The organism is Pseudomonas sp. HY7a-MNA-CIBAN-0227, assembly GCF_040310325.1.
Classification (GTDB): Bacteria; Pseudomonadota; Gammaproteobacteria; order Pseudomonadales; family Pseudomonadaceae; genus Aquipseudomonas.
Genome location: NZ_JBEOPT010000011.1, coordinates 68,192 through 94,965, shown reverse-complemented (window position 1 = coordinate 94,965; position 26,774 = coordinate 68,192). Strand labels below are relative to the sequence as shown.

Genomic DNA, 26,774 nt, shown 5'->3' with positions numbered 1-26,774 from the left:
GAGTGGCCTGTCAACCACCCGTTTCGGTACAACGCTGTTTATTTAACGCTGGCGTTACACCACTCACTCCTGGGCTGGGTGGACTCCCAGGCTTGAGAGAGAATGACTTACATATCCTGATTTTTAGGGTGCCTGGGGCAAGAATTAGTTCCACATTGATGCTCATTCGCCATGATGGCTGTTCTCGGCACCGTGCCGGGAAGGTTAGAATGCATGAAACTAGGAAGAGCAAATGACCGAACAGTCCCTTTCAGAAGCCGAATATGACGCCATCACCGATGCCGCTGCGCACTGGTGTATGCGTCTGCATGCTTTCGATTGCACGACTGCCGAACGTCAGGCTTTTGAACAGTGGCATGATGCACATCCGCTGCATGCCTTCGAATACGCAGCCATGCTGGAAATCTGGGACGTCGCCGATCATTTGCCTCGCAACGAAACAGCGCCGGTGGCACGAATCGCACCGCGCAGCCTATTGCGTACCTATGCCATAGCCGCTGCGGTATGCCTGGTGGCGTTGCCGTTGGCCGCGTTCACGGGCTGGGAAGCTGGCTGGTTGCCCAACTCGTATAAACATTACGAGGCCGAGGGCGGGCTGCGACAAGTCACCCTGGAAGACGGCAGTCAGGTGGAGCTGAACCTGGGCACCGAACTGGTCTACAGCAACTACAAGGACGAGCGTCGAGCCACCCTGAAAAAAGGTGAAGCATTCTTCAACGTCAGCCATGACCGCCTGCGCCCTTTTGTGGTCCGGGCCGGTGATGGGCGGATCAGGGTTACCGGTACCCAGTTCAACGTCTGGAAATACGAAGACCAGGTCCGGATCATGTTGCTCGAAGGCTCGGTGCAGGTCACCAGCGATGTGGGCCACAGTGGCCTGAGCTTGTCCCCTGGCATGCAGGCCCGCTACGACCATGGCGACACCCGCCCTCATGTGACGCCGATCGCGCCAGACGATTGCGCCCTGGCGTGGCGTACGGGCAAGTTGATTCTCGACAACCTGGCCCTCGCCGATGCCTTGCCGCTGATCAATCGTTACCTGAGCAAACCGATGATGCTGGCAGACGCCAGCACCGGCGCCATTCGCATTGGCGGGATCTACAACATCCATGAAGTCAACAACCTCGTCTCCTCCCTGCCCAAGGTCCTGCCGGTTTACCTGACCCAGAACCAGGATGGCAACCCCGTAATCAACTCGATACCGGGCAAAGCGCCCAAGACTTGAACTGCCCCTGCGGCGCACACCCCCTGCCATAAGCCAAGTGTCCACTTTTGAGACACTTGGCCTGCCTGAAACGTCCGCCGGCTGCGGGTTCATTGTTTTGTCATCATACGTGTTTCATCTCTGATACAGGTAACGCCCCGCGACGTGCCCATGCCCGGCAAGGGCGACTGCTGGGCAGATCGACGTACTGTTGTCTCAGCGCTGATACACACGGGTTGCCTGCATCGCGATGATAAAAGCCAACCCATTGAATAATATATAAAAATAAAAAGCGGCACAGCTCCTGCTCTGTTCCTGATAACGCTGTTTAGGGTCAGCGTTAAAAACAAGGAATGCTGCCGTGGTCACTCTCAATTCAGGCTCGATGAGCCTACTGCTGATCAGCTGTGTACTCAGCACCAGTGTGAGTCTTCCAGCCCTCGCGGGCGACGGTGTCATCGTCATTGGTCGCAACGTGCAGGGTCATATGGCTGGCCGTTCCTCCTTCGCTCCTGACCCTTATCCAACCACCGTTAACGTCAACCCCGCGGCACAAGTACTGCGCGCCACCAGCGGCGAACTCAGCGATAACGATATCGCCGGGGTCAGCAGCGGTTCCACCATCACTCGCGCCATTCTGCCCAACGGCAACCTTCCCGGCCTGAGCACGTCCCACGGGACCAGTTCGTCCACCCTGGGAGCTGGCGCAGCGGCAGGTCATGGCGGCGGCGGTAGCAGCATCTCCGGGCAAATAAACGGTTCGATCCAGCGTGGCATGGCCCCGTTGAGCAATATCGGCAGCATGATGGGGGCGCAGCAATGAGCCGCTCATGGTTGCTTCTTCTCGCGCTGGGCTGCTCATCAGTCATGGCCGACAGCAACAACAATGCCGTGATCGATAACTCCGGCAAACAGTACAGCGGCAATCTCTCAGTCAACCAGGCCGCCGGCAATCAGCAACAACAAATCAACAGCCGCGCCATCGCCATCGGTGCCCATGCCCAGGTCGGCGGCGCGCTCATCCAGAAACTCGACGGCAAGGCCGATCCATCCCTGAATGCCAAGGCGGTGATCCAGGGTTCTTCTTTCAGCAATGGCAGCGGTGTACTGGGGGTCAACCAGTCGGCCGGGGCCAACAACCAAATGATCAATGCCGTGCGGATCAGCATTAGTGCTGGCCCGCAGGGCATCGATGACAGCGTCCTGTCGCAACAGAACATGACGCTGTTACCAGACTCAGGGCTCACCTCACCCACTGGCAGCCGCCAGGTCGTTACCAGCGACCAGGCCTTCACCGGCAGCCGGGGCGTGATTCAGGTGAACCAGAGTGCAGGGGTGGGGAACCGAGTGGCTAACACCCTGAACGTGAACATCAGGTAACCCCTGATGGTTGTGTGCAACACCGTACCAACACTTAACCAACTAATTAGAAGCAAGGAGATACACCATGAAACCTACAATGGCTCTTAAACCACTGGTTTTTGCTCTGGCTGCGCTCATGGCTGTTGCTGCACAAGCTGACACTAGCGACAAATACAAACCCACTCCAACCGGTGTCGTCGCTGCGGTGGTGACTGATTCTCAAGTCAGCAAAAACAACAAGTTCGACGACACGAAAACCGCCAACAATGCAGCCGCTAACGGTTCGCTGAACAACAGCGACGGCAACCTGGGTGGTAACGTGGCCTCTGGCTCCGGTAACCAGCAAGACAATGCCGCCGCAATCACCAGCAGTGCCGGCAAAGCCGGGTACGTCCTCGCCGAGGCCGATATCTTCCAGCAAAGCAAACACAACAACTTCGTAAACAAAGGGACGCAAAACAATGCATCCCTGAACAACTCGGCCAACGACAGCTCCGGTAACGTGGGCGTCAACGTCGCAGCCGGTCAAGGTAACCAACAGAAAAACAACCTGACTATCGTGACCGCCGATGGCACCTCGATTGCCGCTGTGGCAAACACCGAGCAAGTGTCGCTGAACAACAGCTACCTCAACCAGGCTGCTTCCAAGCACGGCTATGGCAAGCCTCAATACGTCACCAACAACGCCAGCCTGAACAACTCTGGCAACAACGCTTCCGGCAACATCGGGATCAACGTTGCCGCGGGTTCGGGCAACCAACAAAGCAACACCTTGTCTCTGGGCAGCGGCTGCACTGTATGCGCAAGCGGCAGCAAGCTGAGCTTCTGATCCAACTAGGGCCTTGGCAACAAGGCCCTTTTTAATTCCAGTGTCCATCAGGTCATTCGATCATGCGACTCGCCACCCTCACCTTCCTGTTACTGCTCGCCGGCCCTACCTGGGCAGGGCAAATGGCGATCTCCGCCATGCCCGGCGGTGCGGTGATCTTCAAGAAGGTCGAGAGCATTCGCGAGCGCCGGTTCGCCAACCTGGTGGAACAGAAAACCGATTTCAGCTGCGGTGCCGCGGCACTGGCAACCATCCTGCGCCAAGCCTTCTGGCTGGACGTCGATGAGGCTCACGTCATCAAAGGCATGCTGATCAACGCCGATCAGGACCTGGTGCGAACCCAGGGTTTCTCCATGCTAGACATGAAGCGCTACCTCGAAAGCATCGGCATGCGTGCAAAAGGTTATCGGATAGCGCCAGAAACCTTGGTCACAGTGAGAGTCCCCGTCGTGGTGCTGCTGGAAATTCGCGGCTACAAACACTTCGTGGTGATGCAGCGGGCTGACAAGGACTGGGTCTATATCGGAGACTCTGTCTTGGGCAACAAACGCTACTCCCATGACGACTTCATCAAGGGCTGGAACGGCATCGTGTTCGCGGTGTTGGGCGAAGGCTATGACAAGGCCAACGCCCTGCTCGACCCACCGACGCCCTTGACCGCCAAGAACAAACTGAACGAGTTCAGTCCTGTTCGGGATTCAGAGCTGATGGACTTCGGTTTCATCCAGAGCGACTTCTTCTAGAAGCGCAATAAGGGGCAGGACGCTCCAGGAGCAAATGATGAACACTTTCCGTTGGCTGACGGTCATGTGCCTGGCAGCCTCAATGCCCGCTTATGCTTCATCGGTGTTTAAGCCAATAGAAATGAAAGACTCGGAACTGGCCGAGCTGCGCGGTCGTTTTGTGATGCCCGGGCGGATCATCAGTTTCGGCATTGTCATGAGCAGCACCTGGACCAACGCTGCCGGTGACAGCATTACCGGCAAAGCCAGCATGAACATCGACGCATCCACCATTACCCCGCAATTTTATGTCTCCGCCACCGCAGACTCCGGCAAGGGTCCAACTTCGAATCCAACCATCGGCAGCGGCACAGTGGTCGGCGGTGCGGGCCTGGGCAGCGGCACAGGCGTAACACAGAGCGTACGCGCGGCCGGGGATGGCAACAGCGCCTACAACAATGTCGGCATCAACATCAGCGAAAACGGCTTGGCTGCGGGCAATGTCGTGCAGTCGGGACAGGTATTGATGGCCGGCGGCACCCTCAGCGGTTCCAGCGGCGCAGGTCAGGTCAGCATTTCCAACGCCGGGGGCGGCATCAATATGGCGATCCAGGCCCGCAATGGCCAGGGCGATTCCCTGCAAAGGATTGCCCAAGGCGGCATGCAACAAGCGGTACGCCTGACGGGCAATATCAACCAGGTACTTAATACCACCACCCTCAATGTGGTGATGAATAACAGTGGCCTCAACAGCGGCGCTCTGAACTGCAACCTCGATCAACTCAAGGGCCTCCGCACTCTCGGTTATTGAACTACGCTGACCCTCGACACCTACGTATTAGAAAAGGACGGCTTATTTCATGCATCGATCGTTATCGCTACGTGCCGTTGTTTGTTTAAGCACGCTCTTGCCCGCAACCATGTTGTACGCCGCGCCGGACGCAGATATCGAAACGCTCAAACAGGAGCTCCTGGCACTCAAGCAACGCTATGAAGTGCAGCAAAAAGCCCTCGCGGTGCTGGAACAGCGGGTTCGCCAGGTCGAAGATCAACCCGCAACGCCTGCGCCCAAACGCCTGGCCAAATCACCAGCCGATTTCAAGAAAGGTGGCAGCACCGTTGCCGCCAGCAGTTCCGGCGCTGCGGCGGGTGGCAGTTCCTATGGGCAGTCGCTCAAGGACGATTCGGCCCCTGCGCAAAGCGTGAGCAACCTGTACAACGAGGCCAGCGGTTTCTTTGGCAATGGCAAGTTCAGCTTTGAAACCGGCGTCACCTACGCCCGCTACGATGCCCGTCAGTTGACGCTTAATGGCTTCCTGGCACTGGATTCGATCTTCCTCGGCAATATCAACCTGGACCGGATCAAGGCCGATAACTGGACCCTGGACATGACCGGGCGCTACAACCTGGATAATCGCTGGCAGTTCGACGTGAACGTGCCGGTGATATACCGCGAGTCGACGTATCAGTCCGGTGGCGCCAATGGCGGCAGCGGTACAGCAACTTCAGAGGAGTCTGTCACTCGCGACCCGACAATCGGCGACGTCAACTTCGGGATTGCCTACAAATTCCTTGATGAAACGCCCAACCTGCCGGACGCCGTGGTTTCGCTGCGGGTCAAGGCCCCAACAGGCGAGGAACCATTCGGCATCAAGCTGGTGCGTTCGCCTAATAACAGCAACCTGTATGTGCCAGAAAACCTGCCCACCGGCAACGGCGTCTGGTCGATCACACCAGGCATCTCCCTGGTCAAGACCTTCGACCCGGCGGTGCTGTTTGGCAGTTTGTCCTACACCCATAACTTCGAAGACTCGTTTGACGACATCAGTTCCACGGTCAACGAAAAAATCGGTGGCAAGGTACGCCTGGGTGACAGCTTCCAGATAGGCGTGGGTGTCGCCTTTGCGCTGAACGAGAGAATGAGCATGTCGTTCTCGGTCTCGGACCTGATTCAGCGCAAAAGCAAGCTCAAGCCTGACAGCGGTGACTGGCAATCGGTGGTGTCCAGCGATGCCAACGCCGGTTATTTCAACGTCGGCATGACCATTGCGGCCAGTGAAAACCTGACCATCGTGCCCAACCTTTCCATCGGCATGACCGACGATGCGCCGGACTTCACCTTCAGCCTGAAATTCCCGTACTACTTCTGATCAGCCCGCAAAGGGAAAAGCCCCGCCGCGATAAGGGTCGCGACGGGGCTTTTGTTTACCCGCCCTAGCGGATCTGGTGTTTGTGCAGCAACCGGTAGAACGTGGGCCGGGAAACCCCCAGCACGCGGGCCGCGACACTCAGGTTGTCGCTGTGCCGGTTGAGCACATCGCACAGCGCCTGACGTTCGGCGCGGTGTTTGTAATCTTCCAGTGTAGCCATAGGTAGCGCAATTGCATGCTGGCTTTGCAAGCCCAGATCGAGCGCTTCAATCTGCCGCCCTTCAGCCAACACCAGGCCGCGCCGTACCCGGTTGGCAAGCTCACGTACATTGCCCGGCCAGCCGTGTTTGCCCATGGCTACCAACGCATCCTCACTGAAACTGCGGGGGCGCCGGCCGGTTTCCTGGCTGTAGAAATGAGAAAAGTGGTTGGCCAGCATCCCGACGTCGCCGTGACGCTCACGCAAGGGCGCGGTCACCACTTGCAGGACATTGAGCCGGTAATACAAGTCTTCGCGAAAGGTGCCCTTCTCGATTGCCGCTTCCAGGTCGACGTGGGTAGCCGCCAATACCCGTACATCCACTGGAATCGGCTGGCTGCCGCCGACCCGCTCGATGTGTTTCTCCTGGAGAAAACGCAGCAGATTGGCTTGTAATTCCATTGGCAGGTCGCCAATTTCATCGAGAAACAAGGTGCCGCCATGGGCGGCTTCGATACGACCGACCTTGCGTTGATGGGCGCCGGTAAACGCACCTTTTTCATGCCCAAAGAGTTCGGACTGGATCAGGTGCTCAGGGATAGCCCCGCAGTTGATTGCCACAAATGGCTTGGCATGGCGTTGGGACTGCCGGTGCAGGGTCTTGGCCACCAGTTCCTTGCCGGTGCCGCTGTCGCCACGAATCAGGATGGGCGATTCAGTGGGTGCCAGTTTAGCCAGCAGCTTGCGCAGTTCGCGGATCGGGCGGCTGTCGCCCAACAATTCGTGCTCCGTTTCATCGACATGGGCGTTGCCTTTACCGCGCAGCCGCGCCATGCCAAAGGCCCGGCCCAAAGTGACCTGGACCCGGGAAACATCAAACGGCAAAGTGTGGAAGTCGAAAAACCACTCGCAAACAAAGTCACCGACCTTTTGCAGGCGCAACACGTCCTGGCTGAGCACCGCGATCCATTCCGTACCGCTGCGGCTGATCAACTCCTTGATCGCCTCGGGCCGCTCCAGGTGAAACGGCTGCAGGCGCAGCAGCCCCACGTCGCAGGATCGGTCACCGACCGCTTCCAGGGCGCAGCTGTCAACTGCCCATCCCGCCATGCGCAAACCGGGTATTAGCCGGTCGCAGTCACCACAGGGCTCGACCACAAGCAGACGACGCAGGGCAGGTGTAACAACCATGACTATTCCTTGGCGTCAAAATCATTAAGTTATTTAGAAACAACAGTTTGGAAGGGTTGTTGCTAACCCTAGCAAGATCTTGACGCCCCCTTGTATCGTTTCGCTATAAGTCCGCTGACAAATACTTCCTTGAGCAGCCAACAAATAGAAAAACCCATTAGTTCAAACTTTCAATGAGCTTTCAAAACCACGATTTACATGACTTTAATCAGGGAAAGTTGAATTTTCTTGCTCTAGCATGTGACCCGTACCCCGCCTTCGTGCATCAGTACAGGTACTAGCCGAACGGTAAGCCCAACCGACGGCACATCTTTTGATTGGGCATTTAGAGAGAAGACCCCATGAACGCCCCGCTCCGTTTCAACGAAGCACTCTTGATCGCCGGCCACGCCTTTGAACCCTTTCAATGTGTGGCGTGGGCCCCGCAAGACGGCAATGGCGAACTCAGCCTGTCCGTTGTCGACCGCACCAATAACCGCATCGGGCGCAAACAGATCTCCCTCAGCGCGTACTCCGATCCCAAGCAACTGGAATCCCTGCTGCTGCAAGCGCGAGCCGAACTTGATAAAAACGGCTACCAGTTACAATCCTGGGCAATGCCCAAGTAACGACTCGCAGAGCCTGGAGTGCGGTCTCATTGATCTTCATTCCAGGCCCTGGTTGATCTAACGATTAACGACCTCGATAAAGAACACCGTTGCGCTACTTCATAAGAAATGTTCGTGCGAAGAACATAAAGCAGTTGTTCGGGATTGGATGCACGCCTTTTCAACTGTCAGCCGTGGTAGCGCGTCACCACCCCACGAAACGCCCCATCCCGCCCATGACCGGCCAGCAGGATCTTGCCATCTGGTTGTAGAACCAGTGCCGTCGCGGTGTCCACGCTACGCCCCAGTCGCGTGCGGACCCAACCACGACCGCTGGCAAAGGTCGGGTCCGGGCTGCCATCTGGCAGATGCCGGGCGACAACAAAATCCGCAGTAAAACCACCAATTGTTGCGCCGGCCATGACCAGCTTTCCATCCCCCTGCTCCGCCACCGCTTGCCATTGGCACGGGCTGTCGGCAATCGCCGTCAGTGACGGTTGGCCGTGATTGAATGCCGGATCACCCTCACCGTCGGCATCGACGGCCAGGGCCATGGCATGGATCGGCTCACGGCTGCTGCCCACACCATGCAAACGACCGTCACGGCACTGGATAACCTGGCTAAAATGGGCGTTTCGCCCTTGCGCCGAGATTCGTGCGAAGCCCTGCTCGGCAAACGTTTCATCCAGACTGCCATCTGCCCGATAACGGGCCAGTAGCGCCTGCTGGGGAAAATCGATAGAGCCTGCCACAACGATGGCGCCATCCGACTGCAGGTGGACGCTGGACAACCAAGTGCTGAGCAGCAAACGCCGCACCATGACAAAACCACGGCCATTGAACGTGGTATCGAGGCGACCATCAGGCTCCAGGCGAATCAGCAGCCCCGTGTGATTGGCCAGCTCAAAAGAATGATTGGCTACCAGCAGGATTCGACCGTCAGGTTGCACACACGCCGCGCAGGCCTCGGCGCCGGGTATACCTGGCGGTAGCCACGTATCGCGAGTGCCGCTGGAGAGCCCGCCCGGCAATCGCACTACCTGCTTGCCGGCATCACCAAAACCTGGGTCAAGTTGCCCGTCCGGGTGAAACATCGCCAAGGCCGGTAATAACTGATGGCGACATTCGTAATGCAGCCCAACCAACAGGATTCGCCCATCCGGCAACTGAATCACTTTGTCAGCCATGGCGTCCCCCTGGCCTTCAAAACAATCGACCACCGCGCCCGACCGACCAAAGCGCTGATCCAGCGAACCCTTGGCGTCAAGCCTGGCCAACCCCAAGCCCGTCCTGCGGCCCCGATAGACTTTAGCCGCCACCAGCAAACCGCCGTCCGGACACAACGCCAAGCCGTTGACCTGGCAGGAATCAACCCCATGCATAATCACGGCCGCCTTGCCTGACTCGCCAAAACTCAGGTCAGGCTCGCCCGCTGCGCCTGGCCACCAGGCATTTGCGGTATTTGCGAACATACACGCCTCTGGGTAAAACAATGGCCGAGCCATACACGTCGGCAAGTGACAACTGTCGGGGCTTATTCAATCGACGCCAAAGGGTTTTCGCAACTATCAGAAATAACAGTTTTCATGGTTTAGCAGCCAATCCAGTGTCTTTATGGGACGCTTGGTAGTGAGGCAAACAACAATGCCTCAGCGCTGGCTAGGGGGGAGTTATTAGCGGTGAAGATCGTTCCCGTTTACGCGGGAACGATCAACTGGGTCAGGATGACGGCAGCCTATCGCAGGGCGTTGCGCCTCAGCGCGCCGAAAGAATAAACCGCTCAATGGCCTCTGCTGCGCCGTCCTCGATATTGCTGCCGGTGACCACGTTGGCCTGGCGCTTGACCGCCTCTTCGGCCTGCCCCATGGCAATCGACAAGCCAGCCACATGAAACATTGCCGGGTCATTGCCGCCGTCGCCGATGGCTGCCGTCTGCTCCAGGGGAACACCCAGGTGGGCCGCCAACGTCGCCAGCGCCTCACCCTTGTTGGCCTTCATCGCGGTCACGTCGAGGTAGACCGGCTGTGAGCGCGATACCTGGGCCAGTCCTTCAACCTTGGGCTGCAACTGCGCCTCCAGTTCAATCAGCAACTGGGTATTGGTGCTGGCGGCGACGATCTTGTCGATCCGGTCCAGGAACGGCTCGAAACTTTCCACCACCACCGGCGCATACCCCAGGCCATGCTGCTCCCGAGGCACCATGGGGCCCGCCGGATCACGCAACATCCAGTCGCCATCGGCAAATACCCAGGTTTCCACATCAGGTTGATCGCAGAACAACGCCAACGCGATCAGCGCCGCGTCTGCCGGCAACCAGTGAGCAATCAGGATGCTGCCATCCGGATTGACCAGGGTGCCGCCATTAAACCCCGCCGTGGGCACGTCAACGCCCAAGGCTTCGATCTGCTGCAACATGGCCTTGGGTGGCCGCCCGGTGGCCAGGCTGAAAAACACCCCGGCTTCGCGCAGGGCGCGGACCGAGTCAATGGTGCGTTGGCTGAGGCTGTGATCCGGAAGCAACAGGGTGCCGTCCATATCACTCAAGACAAAACGGATGGGATGGATCGCGGCATCACTCATCCGAGGCTGCGCCAGGTCCGGCCATCGCGGGCCAGCAACGCATCGGCCGCCGCCGGGCCATCTTCACCGGTTTTATAGGCTTGAACGCCATCATCTTCCTTCCACGCATCGAGGAAAGGCTGCACCGCACGCCAGCCGTTTTCGATGTTGTCGGCGCGCTGGAACAGGGTCTGATCGCCGGTCAGGCAGTCGTAGATCAAGGTTTCGTAGCCAGTGGACGGCTGCATCTCAAAGAAGTCCTTATAGGCAAAGCCCAGCTCAATGTTGGCCACGTCCAGAGTCGGCCCAGGCTTTTTCGCCAGCAGGTCGAACCACATGCCTTCATTGGGCTGGATCTGGATCTTCAGGTAAGTGGGGTTGAGCTCATCAACTCCGGTGTCACGAAACTGCGCATAAGGCGCGGGCTTGAAGCAGATGATGATTTCGGTGTCACGGATGCTCATGCGCTTGCCGGTACGCAAGTAAAACGGCACGCCGACCCAGCGCCAGTTGTCGATCATTACCTTGAGGGCTACGAACGTCTCGGTGTTGCTGTCGGGTGCAACGTTGGCCTCTTCGCGGTAACCGGGCAATTGCTTGCCGCCAATCTCACCTGCGGTGTACTGGCCGCGCACCGAGTTGGCCCGCGCATCCTCCAGGGACCAGGGGCGCACGGCGCCAATCACCTTGGCCTTCTCGCCACGTACCGCATCGGCGCCAAAGGCAGCCGGCGGTTCCATGGCGATCATTGCCAGCAGTTGGAACAGGTGATTGGGCACCATGTCACGCAAGGTGCCGGTGTGTTCGAAGAAGCTGCCACGGGTTTCCACGCCAACGGTTTCGGCGGCGGTGATTTGTACGTGGTCGATGTAATGGTTGTTCCAGAACGCTTCGAACAGCACGTTGGAGAAACGGCTGATGAGGATGTTCTGTACCGTTTCCTTGCCCAGGTAATGGTCGATGCGGTAGATCTGCTTTTCACTCATGACCTTGAGCAGGCAGGCGTTTAGCGCTTCGGCGGTGACAAGGTCAGAGCCGAAAGGCTTTTCGATCACCACTCGACGGAAGGCCTCGGGGGTTTCTTCCAGCAGGTTGGCCCGGCCCAGGCGTTGTACCACCTCACTGAAAAAACGCGGCGCGGTGGCGAGGTAGAACACTGCGTTACCGGTGCCGCTCTCGGCAATTTTCGCCGCCAGGTCGCTGTAAGTGCTGTTGTCGAGGAAGTCGCCCTGGACGTAGCTGATGCCCTTGGCCAACTGGCCCCACAAGGCTGGGTCCAGGGCGTTTTCGGCATTGCCCTTGACCTTGCTGGCGGCCTCGGTGCGAATGAAGTCTTCGAGTTTCTTGGCGAAGTCGGCATCGCTGATGGCGTTGTGATCAACTCCGACAATGCGCAGGCCATCGCCCAGCAAACCGTCGCGGCTGAGGTTGTACAGCGCCGGCATTAGCAGGCGCTTGACCAGGTCGCCATGGGCGCCAAACAGAAACAGAGTGGTGGGTGGAGCGGGTTCGGCCTTGAGTTTCTTGCCGTTGGCAGTCATTTTTTTGAAGTCTCCACATGACCGCCAAAGCCGAAGCGCATGGCCGAGAGCAGTTTGTCACCGTAGGTGCTTTGCTGGCGGGAGCGGAAACGGGCGAACAACGAGTTGGACAGCACCGGGACCGGCACCGACTGCTCCATGGCCGCCTCGATGGTCCAGCGCCCTTCGCCACTGTCGGCGACGGAACCTGAATAGCCGTCGAGTTTGGGGTCAGTGGCCAAGGCGTCGGCCGTGAGGTCCAACAGCCAGGACGAGACCACACTGCCGCGACGCCAGACTTCAGCGATGTCAGCCACGTTGAGGTCGAAACGCTGCTCTTCAGGCAGGTTCTCCGAGTTTTTGGTCTTGAGGATGTCAAAACCTTCGGCGAACGCCTGCATCATCCCGTATTCGATGCCGTTGTGGATCATCTTGACGAAGTGCCCGGAGCCGGCTGGGCCGGCGTGGATGTAGCCACGCTCGGCACGGTCATCAGTGGCGGTACGGTCCTTGGTGCGTGGGATGTCGCCCAAGCCTGGGGCCATGCTGGCGAAGATCGGGTCCAGGTGTTTGACTGTCTCGGCATCGCCACCAATCATCATGCAATAGCCGCGTTCCAGGCCCCACACGCCGCCGGAGGTGCCGACGTCCACATAATGCAGGCCTTTTTCCGACAGGGTTTTGCCCCGACGGATGTCATCTTTGTAGAAGGTATTGCCGCCGTCGATGATGATATCGCCGGGTTCCATCAGTTCGCTCAGATCCTGGATGGTGGTCTCGGTCGGATCGCCCGCCGGCAGCATCACCCAGACCGCCCGGGGCTTTTGCAGCCCGGCCACCAGGGCAGCCAGGCCAGCAACGCCGGTGGCGCCCTCTTCACTCAAACCTTTGACGAACGCTTCATTGCGGTCGTAGACCACGGTGGTATGCCCATTGAGCATCAGGCGGCGCGCAATATTACCGCCCATGCGGCCTAGTCCAATAATCCCCAGTTGCATGTGCTGATGCTCCTTACTACGAATAATAAATGTGTGGCACAGTTTATCCGTTTGCGCGAAAAACCTCGCCCTTCAGGGCAGGGATGGATAGCGCGGACGGCGAAGCTGTCCTAAAGAGGTGTTCTCTGCTGCTCGATGTATCGGCGAATGACACCGATGGAGGCCCCACCGCAGCTACCGGCGAAGTAGGACGGGGACCACAAAGCTCCGGCCCACAGTTTCTTTTGAATGCTCTGTGAGTGTTTTTTGCGGATCATACGGCTGGATACCCCTTTAAGGCTGTTCACCAATGCTGAGATGGCCACTTTCGGTGGGTAGTTAACCAGCAGGTGTACATGGTCGTCCTCCCCATCGAATTCCACCAGTTCAGCCTCGAAATCGTGGCATACACTGGCGAAGACGATTCGCATGTCATCCAGAATGGGTTTTGTGAACACATCTCGGCGGTATTTTGTTACAAAGACCAAGTGAGCGTGCATAAAAAAAACACAATGTCTGCCATGCCTAATATCATTGTCATCATTCATAGGCCAAACTATAGTCGAGTGATGAAACGACTCCAAGCCTTTAAGTACGAACTGATGCCAGACGGCAATCAAGAGCGGCAAATGCGCCGCTTTGCGGGGTCGTGTCGGTTCGTTTTTAACAAGGCGCTGGCTTTACAGAAATCCAACCATGAGGCCGAAAACAAGTTCATCGGCTATGTTGAAATGGCTGCCCGGCTACCCATATGGAAGCGAGAGGCAGGCTTTGAATGGCTGAAAGACTCGCCATCCCAAGCACTTCAATACGCCCTCAAAGACCTTGAGCGGACCTATTCCAATTTTTTCGCTAAACGTGCCGACTTTCCACGCTTTAAGCGTAAAGGGAAGAGCGAGAGCTTTCGTTATCCGGACAGCAAACAATTCAAGATCGACGAAGCCAACAATCGTATTTTCCTGCCCAAGCTGGGCTGGATGCGCTACCGCAACAGCCGCGATATTCTGGGCAAGGCCAAGAACATCACCATCAGCCTGTCTTGCGGCAAGTGGTACGTCAGTATCCAGACGGAGCGTGAGGTAGAGCAGCCATCCCCACAAGGCAACGCAGTGGGCATCGACCTGGGAATCACGCGGTTCGCCACGCTTTCAGATGGCACTTTCTATAAGCCGCTCAACAGCTTTAGGCAGCATGAGAAACGCCTAAGCAAAGCTCAGCGGGCGATGAGCCACAAGGTTAAATTCAGCAACAACTGGAAGAAGGCGAAAGCCCGCGTCCAGCGTATTCACGCCCGTATCGGCAATTCTCGCCGCGACTACCTGCACAAGACGACAACCACCATCAGCAAAAACCACGCGATGGTGTGTGTCGAGGATTTGCAGGTTCGGAATATGTCCAAGTCATCAGCAGGCGATAGTGAGCAACCGGGAACGAATGTTCGGGCCAAGTCTGGCCTGAACAAATCCATCCTCGACCAAGGATGGTTCGAGTTTCGGCGACAACTGGACTACAAGCTGGCATGGAATGGTGGCTACCTCGTTGCGGTCCCCCCGCACTACACAAGCCAGACCTGCCCATGCTGTACTCATGTCTGCAAGGACAACCGGCAGACTCAAGCTCAGTTCCGATGTGTCGAGTGTGGCTTCGAGGAAAACGCCGATGTAGTCGGTGCGATCAATGTATTAAGGGCGGGACACGCCCGGTTCGCCTGTGAAGTGAGCGGCGCTGTCAGGCCGTCAGCAGCAGGAACCCGCCGAGGTGAGTCAGCCCTAACAGGCTGAACACGGTAGGAATCCCCCTCCTTTCCAGCGTGTCTGGGGAGGTCCTGCGTAGCAGGCCGAGAGGTGGGGAGGATGTCAAAGTGCAATGAGGCTAATGAGGGTTAGTCCAGAGCCATTCACCATAGTTTCATGACAAAAAGTTGCCACTGTTTCACCATCACTGGCAAAAAAGTCACAGGACAATAAAAAATAAAAAAGTTCCCTTGCGTCGAAAAAGAAATCAGAATTGCCCTGACTGTTGCCGAGAACCTCGATTCAAGCGCTCTGGCACCGCGATACACCGGCTATTTGCGAGGTAAGCAATGAGCACTGTACACATGACGCGTCCGCCACAAACCCTCTATGTCACCATCCGTCGCGATGAGTTACGCCAGTTGAAAGACGAGCGCGACCAGTTGCAGCAGGAAGTCATGCGTCTGCGCTCGCACCTGCAAGCCCAGCTCACACAACCGTCAAACGGGCAAGCCGCGATCTGCTGAACCCTCGTTTTACTGTGCTGTAGGCAATATCACTCAGACAGAACTCACAAAGTTTTCACACGTCCCTCCTGATAATCCCGCGCAATAAAGCCGCACCCCGTACGGGGGGCCGCTGTCGTGTGCCTTCAGTGCGCGACAAATGGAAAAATTATCGGGTGGAGCGCTGGATGGCGATGTTCAAACGCAGCACTAAGTCTGCGAAAGGTTTTGATTGGGCCGGCCTTGGCTGGATGTTCCTGTTTTTTTGGTACTTCTCGGGTATTACCCAACTGCTGATCCAACTGACCGGCACCTCGGGTTTCAGCGGTTTCCGCCAAGCCTTCTTCATGAGCGCGCTGTGGCTGGCGCCCATGTTGCTGTTTCCCAAGCGAACCCGCTTGCTCGCTGCGCTGATTGGCGTGGTGCTGTGGGCCTGTTCCATGGCCAGCCTCGGTTATTTCTTCATTTACCAGCAGGAATTCTCCCAAAGCGTCATCTTCATCATGTTCGAGTCGAACATCTCTGAAGCAGGTGAGTACGCCACCCAATACTTTGCCTGGTGGATTGTGCTGGCCTTTATCGCCCACACCGCCGTTGCGGTCTTCCTTTGGACTCGTGTGCGTGCGGTCTACCTGCCACGAGGCAAGGCGATACTGGCTGCCACCGCCATTCTGATCGCCGTTATCGGCTACCCGCTGGTCAGGCAGATCGCCAAGAGCGAAACCATGGAATTGGCCATGGACCGCTTCGAGACCCGCATCGAGCCGGCAGTACCATGGCAGATGATCGTCGCCTACCGCCGCTACACCGAACAGTTGGACAACATGCAAGGCATGCTGGACAACGTCAGCAAGATCGCGCCCCTGACCAATCTCAAGGACAGCATGGCCGGCCAGCCGTCGACCCTGGTGCTGGTGATCGGCGAGTCCACCAACCGCCAGCGCATGAGCCTGTATGGCTACCCGCGCAGTACCACGCCGGAACTGGACAAGCTGCGTAATCAACTGGATGTGTTTGACAACGTCATCACTCCGCGCCCGTACACCATCGAAGCACTGCAACAGGTGCTGACTTTCGCCGACGAAGATAACCCGGACCTGTACCTCAAGACCCCGTCCATCGTCAGCGTCATGAAGCAGGCGGGTTACAAGACCTTCTGGATCACCAACCAGCAGACCATGACCAAGCGCAACACCATGCTCACCACGTTCTCCGAACAGGCCGACGAGCAGGTGTACCTGAACAACAACCGTAACCAGAACGCCCGTCAGTACGACGGCGACGTATTGGAGCCGTTCTCCAAGGCTATGGCCGACACCGCCGAGCGCAAGTTCATCGTCGTGCATCTGCTGGGCACGCACATGAGCTACCAGTACCGCTACCCGCCGACTTTCGACAAGTTCACGGATCGCCAGGGCGTCCCTGCTGGCATCAGCGATGACCAGTTGCCGACCTACAACAGCTACGACAACGCGGTGCTGTACAACGATTTTGTGGTGTCTAGCCTGATCAAGGATTACGCCAAGACAGATCCCAATGGCTTCCTGCTGTACCTCTCCGATCACGGCGAAGACGTGTTCGACTCTGCGGGTCACAGCACCCTGGGCCGCAACGAAGGCAAGCCGACGGCGCCGATGTACACCATTCCGTTCATGACATGGGCCTCGCCCAAGTGGCGCAACAACCATGACTGGAACGTCGAAGGCGACCTGCAGCGTCCCTACAGCAGTTCGCAGTTGATCCACACCTGGGCAGACATGGCCGGCTTGAGTTTCGATGAGTTGGACCGCAGCAGGAGCCTGGTCAGCGACAGCTTCAAGCCGCGGCCCCTGATGATTGGCAACCCGTATGAGCGCCAGCAGAAAGCCTTGATCGATTTCAGCCTGATGAAACCCAAGAGCGACCCGGCCAAGGTGGTCTTGAAGTAGCACCGACGAACCCGGGGTTCACACGCGCAATGCGGTGAAACCCGGCTCGACGAAACACAAAGATAACAATTATTCTCGTTTGACCCTAAAGATCCCCTGCCCCTTTCGTCTTTGAGCCAATGGCATTTTTTTCATAGACGACAAGGAGTTCGCCGCGATGTTCGCGCCTATTACCCGTTGCATGACCTTGACCCTGGGGCTTTTCAGCGTTGCGCTGAGCCCGGATTTACTGGCTGAAAACGACGCTAATCAGAAAGTCAACGAGACCGCCAAGGACCTTGAACTAGCCAGTACCAATATCACCGCTGATAGTCTGGGATCGGATACCGAAGGCACTGGATCCTACACGACCGGAGCCATGAGCACGGCGACACGCCTGAACCTGTCGATCAAGGAAACTCCGCAATCCGTTTCGGTCATCACCCGCCAGCAGATGGATGACTTCAAGCTCGGCACCTTGAGCGAGGTGATGAACCAGACCACAGGCGTGGTGGTACAGCGCAACGACTCCGAACGCTTCAACTTCTATTCACGTGGCTACAGCATTCAGAACTTCCAGATCGACGGGATGCTAAACACCTTCTCTGGATTGAAGTCCGACTCCGACACGGTGATTTATGACCGCATCGAAGTGGTACGCGGTGCCACCGGCCTGACCACGGGCGCAGGCGACCCGTCAGGCACCATCAATATGGTACGAAAACGCCCTACCCATGAATGGGCGGCCAAGATCGGTGGCAGTGCAGGCAGTTACGATAATTACTACAGCTACGTCGATGTTGGCGGCCCCCTGGGTTTCGATGGTCGCTTACGCGGGCGTACGGTATTGGCCTACCGCGACAGTAAATCCTTCCGCGATCGTTATGCCCTTGAGCGTAAGGTCGGCTACGGCATTCTCGAAGCGGACCTTAGCGAAGATACGGTGCTGGCAGTGGGTTACGACTATCAGGACAAACAAATCGAGGGGGCTACCTGGGGCAGCGTGCCCTATTGGAACTCCTTGGGTGACAAGGCCAATATGCCGCGCTCCAACAATATCACCACGCCCTGGAGCAATTGGCCACTCACCGATCGCACCCTGTTCGCCACCGTGGATCAACGATTGGCTAACGACTGGCGCCTCAAAGCAGCCTATACACACAGGGAAAGCGAAACCGACGGCAAGGTCTACTACGGCGGTGGCGGCTATCCGAATCCTGACCGAAGTGGAATAAGTGCCTATAGCAGCCATTTCAGCGGCGACGACAAAATGGATGCCGTAGATTTCAATATTGCGGGCGCCTATTCGCTGCTGGGGCGTGAGCATGAGGCCATGATCGGCTATGGCCAGGCCAGGCACCGGGATTCCTCGCCGTACATTATTGAGGGGGACATGCCGGATAATTACCTGGAGATTCCAGACTGGGCAAATACAGGTGACATTCCTGAGTTTCCCGATGAAACCACCAGCATGGACGCGAACAACAGCAGTACCTATCAAAAAGCCGGCTACTTGGCGACCCGCCTGAGTCTGAACGATGCTTGGCATGCTGTGCTCGGCAGTCGATATGGCAGTTGGAAAACCAGCAGCTCCAACTATGACTATGAGGGCCGACAGTTGGTAAAGGTGCACCCCAGCAGCCAGACCCAGAATGATGTCTGGACGCCATATGCCGGCTTGCTTTACGACATCAACCAGGATTTCACCGCCTACGTGAGTTACACCGATATCTTCAAGCCGCAGACGCAAAAAGACGTGAGCGACAAATACCTGGAGCCTATCGTTGGCAAGAGCTACGAATTGGGACTCAAGGGCAGCCTTTTGAATGATCGACTAACCTTCTCCAGCGCCGTGTTCAGGACTATTCAGGACAACGTGGCTGAAATAGATGACTCCATACCGCTGGGCCCCAATGGTCAGCAGTACTACAAGTCCGGCGGCGTGGGTAACAAGGTACAAGGGTTTGAACTGGAGATCGCAGGCGAAGTCCTGCCCGACTGGAATGTTAAAGCGGGTTACACCTACACCCACTCCGTGAATGGTGAAAAGGAACGCAACAACACGGCGCAACCCCTAAATCTGCTGCGCACCTCCACCACCTATCGTTTGCCAGGTCAGTGGCGGGCGCTCACCGTAGGCGCTGGGGTCAACTGGCAGAGCGACATCTACCGCTACGCCGGCCGTCCCGTTGGGCGCGATGCCGACGGTGACATCATTACCCAGAGCACTGCAATCCGTCAGGAGGCCTACGCTCTGGTCAATCTCATGTCTCGGTATGAGTTCGACAAGCACCTATCGGCGTCACTGAACGTAAATAATTTTTTCGATAAAAAGTACTACAACAATGTCGGTTTCTATAACGGCGTTTATTGGGGTGACCCACGTACCATGACGTTGAGTTTGGACTGGAAGCTTTAATCGCACTTGAGCCCCCTCTATCCAAAGTTAACAAAATCGCTAACTTTGGATTCGCTGACGTTAACTTCCACTTAATACAAGTGCTGCAGAGTACGCCCATGAATCTGATCAAGGACGGAGCGGATACCGATTACTCTTAATGGGAACACACACGATGAAACTTTCGACATTGATGCTTGCCGGCCTGATGGGCCTGACCTCCGTCGCAGCCCTTGCAGAAGGCGGTAGCGAGCGCTCGAAGGAGTTCTACAACAACTTTAGCTTCATCCAGGAACAAACCCACGGCACGACAGAACAGACCGCCTCCACCGATGCAAAGAGCAAAAAAACCGGTGCGACCGAGCAGTCTACCGATGCGCAACAACCCAATAGCTGATTTAACCGTACTACCCTGCGTCATTGTGCTCCGATGGTGAAGGTCAACTTGGCGCCCGAAATCGGGCGCTTTTTTTATGTCTGGAAATTACCACTGGTCGATATGACTAACTTTAACGCCTTTCTGACAGTTAATAACTAGACCAAACGATTCAAGTGTTAACGCCAAGTTAATCCTGGCTATAGCGCACTCATTAAAGCGCCTTGCTCCAGAACAACATTCGACCGTGGACCGGATCAAAGATATTGTCGTCGAACCCAAACTTGCTATACGCCCCCTGAGCCACGGCATTACCTTCAAGCACCTCCAGGGTGATCTTGCAGCAGCCGCGCTGACGGGCGATTTCCTCGACCTTTTGCAGCATTTTCTGACTCAGGCCCAGACCGCGAAATTTATCCATGACCGCCACGTCGTGGACGTTGACCAACGGCCGACAGGCAAAGGTCGAGAACCCTTCGAAACAGTTCACCAATCCGGCTGGCTCGCCGCCGACAAAGGCCAGGACACTGAAAGCGTGAGGGCGCTTGGCCAACTCGGCCGGCAGTTGCAGCAGTCGATCGGCAGGCAAGCCCTGGCCACCGCCCATGGGGTCTTGCGCGTAGTGGTTGAGTACCAGGCCAATGGCCTCGGCATGCACGGGATTGCTATAGCTTGCTTGCAGCACCAGTATTTCTGCGGCGTCCATTTCCTTCCTCGATAACAGCTTGATGGGGATGACCTCCCCTGGGAGGCCTGATTGTAAGCATGGCGCAGGCATTAGATGAAGGAGATTAACGACATCTTCGCGCAGGAGTCTTCTTTCACGGCTGGCCGAAGCGCTGTAGCTGCATCTCTTGCAAACGACTCAAGGTGCGGCGGAACGCAAACTCCAGATACCCTTCGGTGTAGAGCGCTTCCAGCGGCACCTTGGCTTCGATATACAGCGCCACCTTACGGTCATAGCACTCATCCACCAACGCGATAAAGCGACGAACGCTGTCGTCATGCACCGATAACTCGGGCAGTTGGCGATCTCCAGCATCCACACGCAGGGCGCCGTCTTCGGTGCCGCGAGCGATTCGTCCAGGGCGTTTTTGCGCACTCAGGTTAGGCACTTCACCGAGCAAAATGGCCTTGAATCGATCACACAGCAGCATGAAATCCATGGCCGCCAATGGCTGTTCGCACAGGTCGGCGTAACGGCACCACAATACGGTGTCGCTGGACTGCACCACGGCGATCGAACGGTAGCCAACAATAACTGGCTCGTCGCTGGTCTGCTGCCCATTGCTCATGCCTTGAAACAGCTCAACCAGCGCCTGCGGCTGGTCAACCCAGTAACGCTGTACTGCCGCGCCGGGGTGCAGCCGATGGTCTTCGCTACCGTCTACCGCCACCACTTGCATATGCCGCTTGATCGCGTCAATTCCAGGCAGGAAGCGATCACGGTTGAAACCGTCGGCATAGAGTTGGTCTGGCGGTTGATTGGAGGTGCAGACCATCACCACCCCTTCCTCGAACATCACCTGAAACAGTCGACCAAGGATGATGGCATCGCCGATGTCATTGACGAACAGCTCATCAAAGCACAACACCCGCACATCTCGGCTCAACTCCCTGGCCAAAGCCTGCAAAGGGTCATGGGTGCCGGTCAACTGGAACGAGCGCTGATGCACCCACCCCATGAAATGATGGAAATGCTGGCGCCGCGCCGGCACCCGCAGGCTCTGGTAAAACTGATCCATCAGCCAGGTCTTGCCACGACCGACCGGCCCCCACAGATAAACACCGGTGATGGGCGTGCGGCCTTGATGCAAGGCTTCGTGACAGTGTTGCAGGGCTTGCACGGCCTGCCATTGGGCCTTGTCGGGGACAAAGTCGTTTTCATCGAGGGCATGTTGATAAGCAGCGAGTGGCGAGTCGAAAGTCATAAGAGGCAGTATGCCATGGCGGCGCCATGCCTCGAAGACTGCGTTACAGGGAAATATCCAGCCGCGAGATCTTGCCCTGCTCATTGAGCCGAAAAGTGTAGCGCAATTGCAATGGGCTACCGGGAAAGCTGCCGGTGATCAGGTTGTTCACCAGCACCTTGCCGGTGCGCTGCTGAACATCGAGCACTTCGACCCTGGGCTGGTAACGACGGCCGTTATCTTCCATCCAGCGGGCGATGGCGGCGGTGCCAACCTGGTGTCACCCTCATCGAATACATTGGCATCGTCGGCGAAAAAATGAGGCACAGCTGATGTATCACCGGCATTGGCGGCAGCAATGTAAGCGGCAATCGCCCTGGGCAATAGGATCGAGGACGGCTTCGATTTTCGCCAGTGCATTCGCGGCCGCCTGACTCAGCACCTCATCGCCGCGCTGATCAACATAACGCAAGCCCAACACGATGGCTTCCGTCTCGTCGGCGTTAAGCATCAAGGGCGGCAGGAACAACCCGCTGCGTAGCACATACCCGACGCCGGCCTCACCGAAGATCGGCGCACCCAGCGCGGTCAATTCAGCAATATGGCGGTAAAGCGTGCGCTCGGACACCTCCAACTCCGTGGCCAGCACGGCGGCGGTCACCGGGCGTTTTTTTGCCCCGCAGGAGTTGTAGCAAGGTCAATAGACGGCTGGTCCGCGACACACTCATCACGCTCGAAGAAAGGGAGACGGCGCAGCTTAGCAAAGAGTCCTGCCAGGAAGTGTCAGTAGCGAGCAGTGGCTCAAGGTGATGGGCTGGGCTGGGCCGGCCCACTCACCAAAATGGGTCGACCCAGAGGACGAGGATTACGCCAGGCTTTTGCTGACCACCTCAAACACATCACTGGACAGTTCGCCGCAAGAACGAATCCGCTCCAGCTCAGCCTTCATCAGCGCCTGACGAGCGCTGTCGTATTTGCGCCAGCGAGTGAGCGGCGCCAATTGCCGGGAGGCGATCTGCGGGTTGAAGGCGTTCAACTGGATCACCATGTCAGCCAGGAAACGATAGCCTGAGCCGTCGGCTGCATGGAAGTTGATCAGGTTCTGCCCGGCGAACGCGCCCACCAAGGCCCGCACCTTGTTCGGGTTCTTGATATTGAACAATGGGTGCTGCATCAACGCCTTGACACGCTCCAGACCGCCCGGCAAGCCGCTGCCAGCCTGAACACTGAACCATTGGTCCATGACCAGCGGGTTGTCCTTGAAGCTCTCGGCGAATACTGCCAGAGCGTTGGCCTTTTCTGTTTCAAATGGCGAGTTGACCAGTACGGCCAATGCCGTCAGGCGCTCGGTCATGTTGTCGCAGGCGTCGAACTGCTCAAGGGTCGCGACCAGCACTTCAGGTTTGCCGCTGAGCATCAGGTACGACAGTGCGATGTTCTGCAGGGCGCGTCGGGCAAAATGCTCGGCAGCGGCCACGTACGGCGTTTGCTTGGACAGGTCGCGGTTGGCCTGGTAGCGCAGCCACAGGCCTTCGAACAAGTTATCGGCCAATTGCTTGCGAGCAAATTCGCGTGCAGCGTGGATGGCGTCGACATCTGCCACTTCACTGATTTGCGCCAGGTAGGCTTCGCTCGGCAACGACAGCATTTCCGCCACCATCGCCTGATCCAGGCTTTCGTCACTCAATACGCTGCGCAGTGCGGTAATCAGACGTTGATCAAGCACCAGTGTCTTGCCTTGCTGATGTTGACCGATCAGCTCCTGCAACACCTGCACCGACAGTTGCTGGCCGGCGTCCCAGCGATTAAAACCGTCGCTGTCGTGCTGCATGAGGAACATCAACTGGTCGCGGCTGTAGGGAAAGCTCAGTTTCACCGGAGCCGAGAAACCCCGCAGCAACGAAGGCAATGGCTGTTCGGCGATGCCGACGAAGGTGAAGGTTTGTTCGGCTTGCGTCACAGACAACACGCGGGACGTACTGCCAGCCGCCGCTTCACCCGCCAGGCGCAAGGCGATATCGGCGCCCTTCCCGTCCAGCAAGCCCAGTTCAACTGGAATCACAAATGGCAGCTTCTCCACCTTGTCCGGGGTTTCAGGGCAGCTTTGACGGAAGGTCAGGATGTAGGTTTTCGCTGCTGCATCGTAGGATTCACTGACCGCCAACCGTGGCGTGCCGGCCTGGCTGTACCAGCGTTTGAACTGGGTCAGGTCGGCGCCATTGGCGTCTTCCATGGCCTTGATGAAGTCGTCGCAGGTCACTGCCTGGCCGTCGTGACGATCAAAGTACAGGTCGCTGCCTTTGCGAAAGCCTTCGGCACCGAGCAAGGTGTGGATCATGCCGACCACTTCAGAGCCCTTTTCGTACACAGTCAGGGTGTAGAAGTTGGAAATCTCGATAAAGCTGTCCGGGCGTACGGCATGGGCCATCGGGCCGGCATCTTCGGCGAACTGGTGGGTGCGCAGGTAGGCCACATCCTGGATACGCTTGACGGTGGCCGAGTTCATGTCGGCGGAGAAGCCCGAATCACGGAATACGGTGAAGCCTTCCTTGAGCGAGAGCTGGAACCAGTCGCGGCAGGTCACGCGGTTGCCCGACCAGTTGTGGAAGTACTCGTGGGCAACGATGGCCTCGACCCGCTGGTGTGCAGCGTCGGTGGCGGTTTCGGCCCGCGCCAGCACGGCGCTGGAGTTGAAAATGTTGAGGCCCTTGTTCTCCATGGCGCCCATATTGAAGTCGTTGACCGCAACGATCATGAAGATGTCCAGGTCGTACTCGCGGCCATAGACTTCTTCGTCCCAGCGCATCGACTTTTTCAGGCTGTTCATGGCGTGCTGGCACTTGTCGATGTTTTCCGGCTCGACATAGATGCGCAGGGCTACCGAGCGTTCGCTCATGGTGGTGAAGGTGTCTTCCACGCACCACAGGTCACCGGCCACCAGCGCAAACAGGTAAGCCGGTTTCATGAACGGATCTTCCCAGGTCGCCCAGTGACGGCCGTCTTCGCCGGGGCCTGTGGCAATCGGGTTGCCGTTGGAGAGCAATACCGGGTAGCTATGTTGCTCGGCGATCACCGTGGTGGTGAACTTGCTCATCACGTCCGGGCGGTCGAGGTAATAGGTGATCTTGCGAAAACCTTCAGCTTCGCACTGGGTGCAGAACATGCCGCTGGACTTGTACAGGCCTTCCAGGGCGGTGTTGGTCTGCGGGTGGATCTTGACGCTGGTGTCGAGGGTAAACGTATCGCTGGCCGGGTGCAGGGTCAGGTGGCTGTCGGTCAACTGGTAGTCAGCCGCCGTCAGTTCCTGGTCAGCCAAGGTCACCGACAGCAGCTCAAGTTGCTGGCCGTCCAGCACCAGCGGCGGCAGGCCCGCGCCACGTTCAGGATTGCGGCGCATCACCAGCTGCGCGTGGACCAGGCTGTGGTCCTCGAACAATTCGAAGGTCAGGTGTGTCTCGTCGATCAGGTATTCAGGCGCCTGATAGTCCTTCAGGTAGATCATCTTCGGTTGTTCGGTGCGCATGCGTCGAATCCTTCTACTGATACACGGCGAGCTGGTAAGCCGTGTATTTACGAATATTGATAACGCCGGTATCGAAGATCAGGTACTGGCCCTTGATCCCCATCAGCGTGCCCTCGGCAATCGGGTTCTTGTCCAGGTTGAAGCTGACAATCTTGGTGGGATACTGCTCCACCGGGTAGCGGATTTCGATAGGCTCGATGTCAGCCACAGGTTGGATGGCTTGTAGGCCAAAGCGTTCCTGCAAGCTCAACAATCCCTCGGCACAGGAGGCAAACAGCTCGTCACGCACCTGTTTGAGGTCCACTGCCGGGGCATCGCCCTTGAGCAGTGCACGCCAATTGGTCTTGTCTGCCACCTGGCTGCGCAACACGTCTTCGACGAAACCGGATTGCTGACGGGTGGCCACGCGCATGATTGGCAGTGCCTGGCTGGCACCCTGGTCCAGCCAGCGCGTCGGCAGCTGGGTGGCACGGGTGATGCCGACCTTGACACCCGACGAGTTGGCCAGGTACACCACGTGGTCGGTCATGCAGAATTTTTCACCCCAGGCCGGATCGCGGCAGGTGCCTGCGTCAAAGTGGCAGCGCTCGGGGCTCATGATGCACAGGTCGCACTGGGCCAGCTTGGTCATGCACGGGTAGCAGTACCCCTGGCTGAAACTGGTCTTGGTCTTGCGTCCGCAATGGCTGCAATGGATCGCGCCCAAGTATTCCAGGCGCACGGTAGTACCGATCAACGGATTGACCGGCACCTCGGCATCGCCCAGGCGAAAGGCATATTGAACGGTCGGCGAGCCCAACTGCACCGACATCTTGCTGACTGCACCACGGCCAATCTCAATCAATGGATGGCATCCGACTTGAACAGGATATTTTCCACGGTGGTCGACTTCGACTGGCATTCTTGCGGGCCCATATAGCCAGTGCGCTGGTCTTCCGGCAGATTTTGCAGCTCCCAGGCGATGACCGCTTGCAGGGACAGTTCACGCTGTTCAGCGGTGAGCTTGCGGCCATCGGACCACTTGCCGATTTCCACGGCGAGCTTGAGGCTCTCGTAGATGTCCGGGGTGATGTTTTCGATCATTTCAGCAAAAGAGGACATAAGACTCTTCCTTAACTAAT

At 57.5% G+C, this 26,774-nt stretch carries 24 protein-coding genes and 2 pseudogenes; 13 read left to right on the top strand and 13 right to left on the bottom strand.

What is annotated here, in order from left to right:
- Positions 1-232: 232 nt before the first annotated feature.
- The 7 genes from AAEZ06_RS18810 to fapF all read left to right on the top strand — a co-directional run bounded on the left by AAEZ06_RS18810 (position 233) and on the right by fapF (position 6,267).
- Positions 233-1,225, top strand: coding sequence for a FecR family protein (locus tag AAEZ06_RS18810; RefSeq protein WP_350615575.1), 993 nt, complete (start codon positions 233-235; stop codon positions 1,223-1,225).
- Positions 1,226-1,565: 340 nt separating this feature from the next.
- Positions 1,566-2,027, top strand: coding sequence for a fibril amyloid chaperone protein FapA (fapA, locus tag AAEZ06_RS18805; protein WP_149414627.1), 462 nt, complete (start codon positions 1,566-1,568; stop codon positions 2,025-2,027).
- Positions 2,024-2,584, top strand: a complete 561-nt coding sequence (gene fapB / locus AAEZ06_RS18800) for a fibril amyloid subunit FapB (protein ID WP_149414626.1) — start codon at positions 2,024-2,026, stop codon at positions 2,582-2,584. The genes fapA and fapB overlap by 4 nt, the downstream gene beginning before the upstream one ends.
- A 67-nt stretch (positions 2,585-2,651) precedes the next feature.
- Positions 2,652-3,395 carry an amyloid-like fimbrin subunit FapC gene (gene fapC / locus AAEZ06_RS18795; RefSeq protein WP_149414625.1) on the top strand — a complete coding sequence of 248 codons (744 nt, stop codon included), beginning with the start codon at positions 2,652-2,654 and terminating at the stop codon, positions 3,393-3,395.
- A 62-nt stretch (positions 3,396-3,457) separates the two neighbouring features.
- Positions 3,458-4,138: a fibril amyloid maturation endopeptidase FapD gene (fapD, locus tag AAEZ06_RS18790; protein WP_149414624.1), complete on the top strand. Its 681-nt coding sequence runs from the start codon at positions 3,458-3,460 to the stop codon at positions 4,136-4,138.
- A gap of 37 nt (positions 4,139-4,175) precedes the next feature.
- A complete protein-coding gene (fapE, locus tag AAEZ06_RS18785) occupies positions 4,176-4,928 on the top strand; it encodes a fibril amyloid subunit FapE (RefSeq protein WP_149414623.1) in 753 nt (250 codons plus the stop codon).
- A 49-nt stretch (positions 4,929-4,977) separates the two neighbouring features.
- Positions 4,978-6,267, top strand: coding sequence for a fibril amyloid transporter FapF (fapF, locus tag AAEZ06_RS18780; RefSeq protein ID WP_350615571.1), 1,290 nt, complete (start codon positions 4,978-4,980; stop codon positions 6,265-6,267).
- Between the two features lie 64 nt (positions 6,268-6,331).
- Here the strand turns inward: fapF and AAEZ06_RS18775 are convergent, their stop codons facing one another.
- Positions 6,332-7,657: a sigma-54 dependent transcriptional regulator gene (locus AAEZ06_RS18775; RefSeq protein WP_350615569.1), complete on the bottom strand. Its 1,326-nt coding sequence runs from the start codon at positions 7,655-7,657 to the stop codon at positions 6,332-6,334.
- Between the two features lie 341 nt (positions 7,658-7,998).
- Here AAEZ06_RS18775 and AAEZ06_RS18770 point away from each other — a divergent pair, with 341 nt between their 5' ends.
- Positions 7,999-8,265: a hypothetical protein gene (locus tag AAEZ06_RS18770; RefSeq protein WP_149414620.1), complete on the top strand. Its 267-nt coding sequence runs from the start codon at positions 7,999-8,001 to the stop codon at positions 8,263-8,265.
- A 167-nt stretch (positions 8,266-8,432) separates the two neighbouring features.
- On the opposite strand, the gene AAEZ06_RS18765 is transcribed toward AAEZ06_RS18770, so the two are convergent.
- The 5 genes from AAEZ06_RS18765 to tnpA all read right to left on the bottom strand — a co-directional run bounded on the left by AAEZ06_RS18765 (position 8,433) and on the right by tnpA (position 13,848).
- A complete protein-coding gene (locus AAEZ06_RS18765) occupies positions 8,433-9,716 on the bottom strand; it encodes an NHL repeat-containing protein (protein WP_350615567.1) in 1,284 nt (427 codons plus the stop codon).
- Between the two features lie 283 nt (positions 9,717-9,999).
- Positions 10,000-10,824, bottom strand: a complete 825-nt coding sequence (locus AAEZ06_RS18760; protein ID WP_350615565.1) for a Cof-type HAD-IIB family hydrolase — start codon at positions 10,822-10,824, stop codon at positions 10,000-10,002.
- Positions 10,821-12,344 carry a glucose-6-phosphate dehydrogenase gene (gene zwf / locus AAEZ06_RS18755; protein WP_350615563.1) on the bottom strand — a complete coding sequence of 508 codons (1,524 nt, stop codon included), beginning with the start codon at positions 12,342-12,344 and terminating at the stop codon, positions 10,821-10,823. Before zwf ends, AAEZ06_RS18760 begins: the two co-directional genes overlap by 4 nt.
- The gene (gene gnd, locus AAEZ06_RS18750) at positions 12,341-13,345 is read right to left on the bottom strand and encodes a phosphogluconate dehydrogenase (NAD(+)-dependent, decarboxylating) (RefSeq protein WP_350615680.1); all 1,005 of its coding nucleotides are present in this window, start codon (positions 13,343-13,345) and stop codon (positions 12,341-12,343) included. The genes zwf and gnd overlap by 4 nt, the downstream gene beginning before the upstream one ends.
- Before the next feature lie 86 nt (positions 13,346-13,431).
- The gene (gene tnpA, locus AAEZ06_RS18745) at positions 13,432-13,848 is read right to left on the bottom strand and encodes an IS200/IS605 family transposase (RefSeq protein WP_350615561.1); all 417 of its coding nucleotides are present in this window, start codon (positions 13,846-13,848) and stop codon (positions 13,432-13,434) included.
- Between the two features lie 21 nt (positions 13,849-13,869).
- On the opposite strand from tnpA, the gene AAEZ06_RS18740 reads away from it, so the two are divergent.
- The 5 genes from AAEZ06_RS18740 to AAEZ06_RS18720 all read left to right on the top strand — a co-directional run bounded on the left by AAEZ06_RS18740 (position 13,870) and on the right by AAEZ06_RS18720 (position 20,241).
- The gene (locus tag AAEZ06_RS18740) at positions 13,870-15,081 is read left to right on the top strand and encodes an RNA-guided endonuclease InsQ/TnpB family protein (RefSeq protein ID WP_350615559.1); all 1,212 of its coding nucleotides are present in this window, start codon (positions 13,870-13,872) and stop codon (positions 15,079-15,081) included.
- A gap of 302 nt (positions 15,082-15,383) precedes the next feature.
- A complete protein-coding gene (locus tag AAEZ06_RS18735) occupies positions 15,384-15,560 on the top strand; it encodes a DUF6026 family protein (protein WP_178114540.1) in 177 nt (58 codons plus the stop codon).
- 167 nt (positions 15,561-15,727) lie between these two features.
- On the top strand, positions 15,728-17,467 hold the full coding sequence (locus tag AAEZ06_RS18730) for a phosphoethanolamine transferase CptA (RefSeq protein ID WP_149414613.1): 1,740 nt from the start codon (positions 15,728-15,730) through the stop codon (positions 17,465-17,467).
- Between the two features lie 157 nt (positions 17,468-17,624).
- Entirely contained in the window at positions 17,625-19,865 is a 2,241-nt protein-coding gene (locus AAEZ06_RS18725; protein ID WP_149414612.1) for a TonB-dependent siderophore receptor, read from the top strand.
- A gap of 154 nt (positions 19,866-20,019) precedes the next feature.
- Positions 20,020-20,241: a hypothetical protein gene (locus AAEZ06_RS18720; protein WP_149414611.1), complete on the top strand. Its 222-nt coding sequence runs from the start codon at positions 20,020-20,022 to the stop codon at positions 20,239-20,241.
- A 193-nt stretch (positions 20,242-20,434) separates the two neighbouring features.
- Here AAEZ06_RS18720 and AAEZ06_RS18715 read toward each other — a convergent pair whose 3' ends face one another.
- From AAEZ06_RS18715 to AAEZ06_RS18685, 7 genes and pseudogenes are all read right to left on the bottom strand, one after another.
- Positions 20,435-20,926, bottom strand: coding sequence for a GNAT family N-acetyltransferase (locus AAEZ06_RS18715; RefSeq protein WP_149414610.1), 492 nt, complete (start codon positions 20,924-20,926; stop codon positions 20,435-20,437).
- A 115-nt stretch (positions 20,927-21,041) separates the two neighbouring features.
- Positions 21,042-22,151 (bottom strand): cell division protein ZapE, encoded by a 1,110-nt coding sequence (gene zapE / locus AAEZ06_RS18710; RefSeq protein ID WP_350615555.1) that lies wholly within the window; start codon positions 22,149-22,151, stop codon positions 21,042-21,044.
- A 43-nt stretch (positions 22,152-22,194) separates the two neighbouring features.
- Positions 22,195-22,550, bottom strand: a pseudogene (locus AAEZ06_RS18705) (nuclear transport factor 2 family protein).
- Positions 22,510-22,852 (bottom strand): annotated as a pseudogene (locus AAEZ06_RS18700) (helix-turn-helix transcriptional regulator); the annotation flags it as partial. The pseudogenes AAEZ06_RS18700 and AAEZ06_RS18705, both read right to left, overlap by 41 nt.
- Positions 22,853-22,995: 143 nt before the next feature.
- Complete coding sequence (gene pepN, locus AAEZ06_RS18695; protein WP_149414608.1) at positions 22,996-25,653, bottom strand: aminopeptidase N; 2,658 nt, start codon at positions 25,651-25,653, stop codon at positions 22,996-22,998.
- A 13-nt stretch (positions 25,654-25,666) separates the two neighbouring features.
- On the bottom strand, positions 25,667-26,497 hold the full coding sequence (locus AAEZ06_RS18690) for a DUF2797 domain-containing protein (protein WP_149414607.1): 831 nt from the start codon (positions 26,495-26,497) through the stop codon (positions 25,667-25,669).
- The gene (locus AAEZ06_RS18685; RefSeq protein WP_133103236.1) at positions 26,494-26,754 is read right to left on the bottom strand and encodes a YeaC family protein; all 261 of its coding nucleotides are present in this window, start codon (positions 26,752-26,754) and stop codon (positions 26,494-26,496) included. Before AAEZ06_RS18685 ends, AAEZ06_RS18690 begins: the two co-directional genes overlap by 4 nt.
- Positions 26,755-26,774 lie beyond the last annotated feature (20 nt).

Bases quoted from the DNA above. Each gene is read 5' to 3' on its own strand.
- AAEZ06_RS18810 (WP_350615575.1), top strand. From the start codon at position 233: ATGACCGAACAGTCCCTTTCAGAAGCCGAATATGACGCCATCACCGAT.
- fapB (WP_149414626.1), top strand. From the start codon at position 2,024: ATGAGCCGCTCATGGTTGCTTCTTCTCGCGCTGGGCTGCTCATCAGTC.
- fapC (WP_149414625.1), top strand. From the start codon at position 2,652: ATGAAACCTACAATGGCTCTTAAACCACTGGTTTTTGCTCTGGCTGCG.
- fapD (WP_149414624.1), top strand. From the start codon at position 3,458: ATGCGACTCGCCACCCTCACCTTCCTGTTACTGCTCGCCGGCCCTACC.
- fapE (WP_149414623.1), top strand. From the start codon at position 4,176: ATGAACACTTTCCGTTGGCTGACGGTCATGTGCCTGGCAGCCTCAATG.
- fapF (WP_350615571.1), top strand. From the start codon at position 4,978: ATGCATCGATCGTTATCGCTACGTGCCGTTGTTTGTTTAAGCACGCTC.
- AAEZ06_RS18775 (WP_350615569.1), bottom strand. From the start codon at position 7,657: ATGGTTGTTACACCTGCCCTGCGTCGTCTGCTTGTGGTCGAGCCCTGT.
- AAEZ06_RS18770 (WP_149414620.1), top strand. From the start codon at position 7,999: ATGAACGCCCCGCTCCGTTTCAACGAAGCACTCTTGATCGCCGGCCAC.
- AAEZ06_RS18765 (WP_350615567.1), bottom strand. From the start codon at position 9,716: ATGTTCGCAAATACCGCAAATGCCTGGTGGCCAGGCGCAGCGGGCGAG.
- AAEZ06_RS18760 (WP_350615565.1), bottom strand. From the start codon at position 10,824: ATGAGTGATGCCGCGATCCATCCCATCCGTTTTGTCTTGAGTGATATG.
- zwf (WP_350615563.1), bottom strand. From the start codon at position 12,344: ATGACTGCCAACGGCAAGAAACTCAAGGCCGAACCCGCTCCACCCACC.
- tnpA (WP_350615561.1), bottom strand. From the start codon at position 13,848: ATGAATGATGACAATGATATTAGGCATGGCAGACATTGTGTTTTTTTT.
- AAEZ06_RS18740 (WP_350615559.1), top strand. From the start codon at position 13,870: ATGAAACGACTCCAAGCCTTTAAGTACGAACTGATGCCAGACGGCAAT.
- AAEZ06_RS18735 (WP_178114540.1), top strand. From the start codon at position 15,384: ATGAGCACTGTACACATGACGCGTCCGCCACAAACCCTCTATGTCACC.
- AAEZ06_RS18730 (WP_149414613.1), top strand. From the start codon at position 15,728: ATGGCGATGTTCAAACGCAGCACTAAGTCTGCGAAAGGTTTTGATTGG.
- AAEZ06_RS18725 (WP_149414612.1), top strand. From the start codon at position 17,625: ATGTTCGCGCCTATTACCCGTTGCATGACCTTGACCCTGGGGCTTTTC.
- AAEZ06_RS18720 (WP_149414611.1), top strand. From the start codon at position 20,020: ATGAAACTTTCGACATTGATGCTTGCCGGCCTGATGGGCCTGACCTCC.
- AAEZ06_RS18715 (WP_149414610.1), bottom strand. From the start codon at position 20,926: ATGGACGCCGCAGAAATACTGGTGCTGCAAGCAAGCTATAGCAATCCC.
- zapE (WP_350615555.1), bottom strand. From the start codon at position 22,151: ATGACTTTCGACTCGCCACTCGCTGCTTATCAACATGCCCTCGATGAA.
- pepN (WP_149414608.1), bottom strand. From the start codon at position 25,653: ATGCGCACCGAACAACCGAAGATGATCTACCTGAAGGACTATCAGGCG.
- AAEZ06_RS18685 (WP_133103236.1), bottom strand. From the start codon at position 26,754: ATGTCCTCTTTTGCTGAAATGATCGAAAACATCACCCCGGACATCTAC.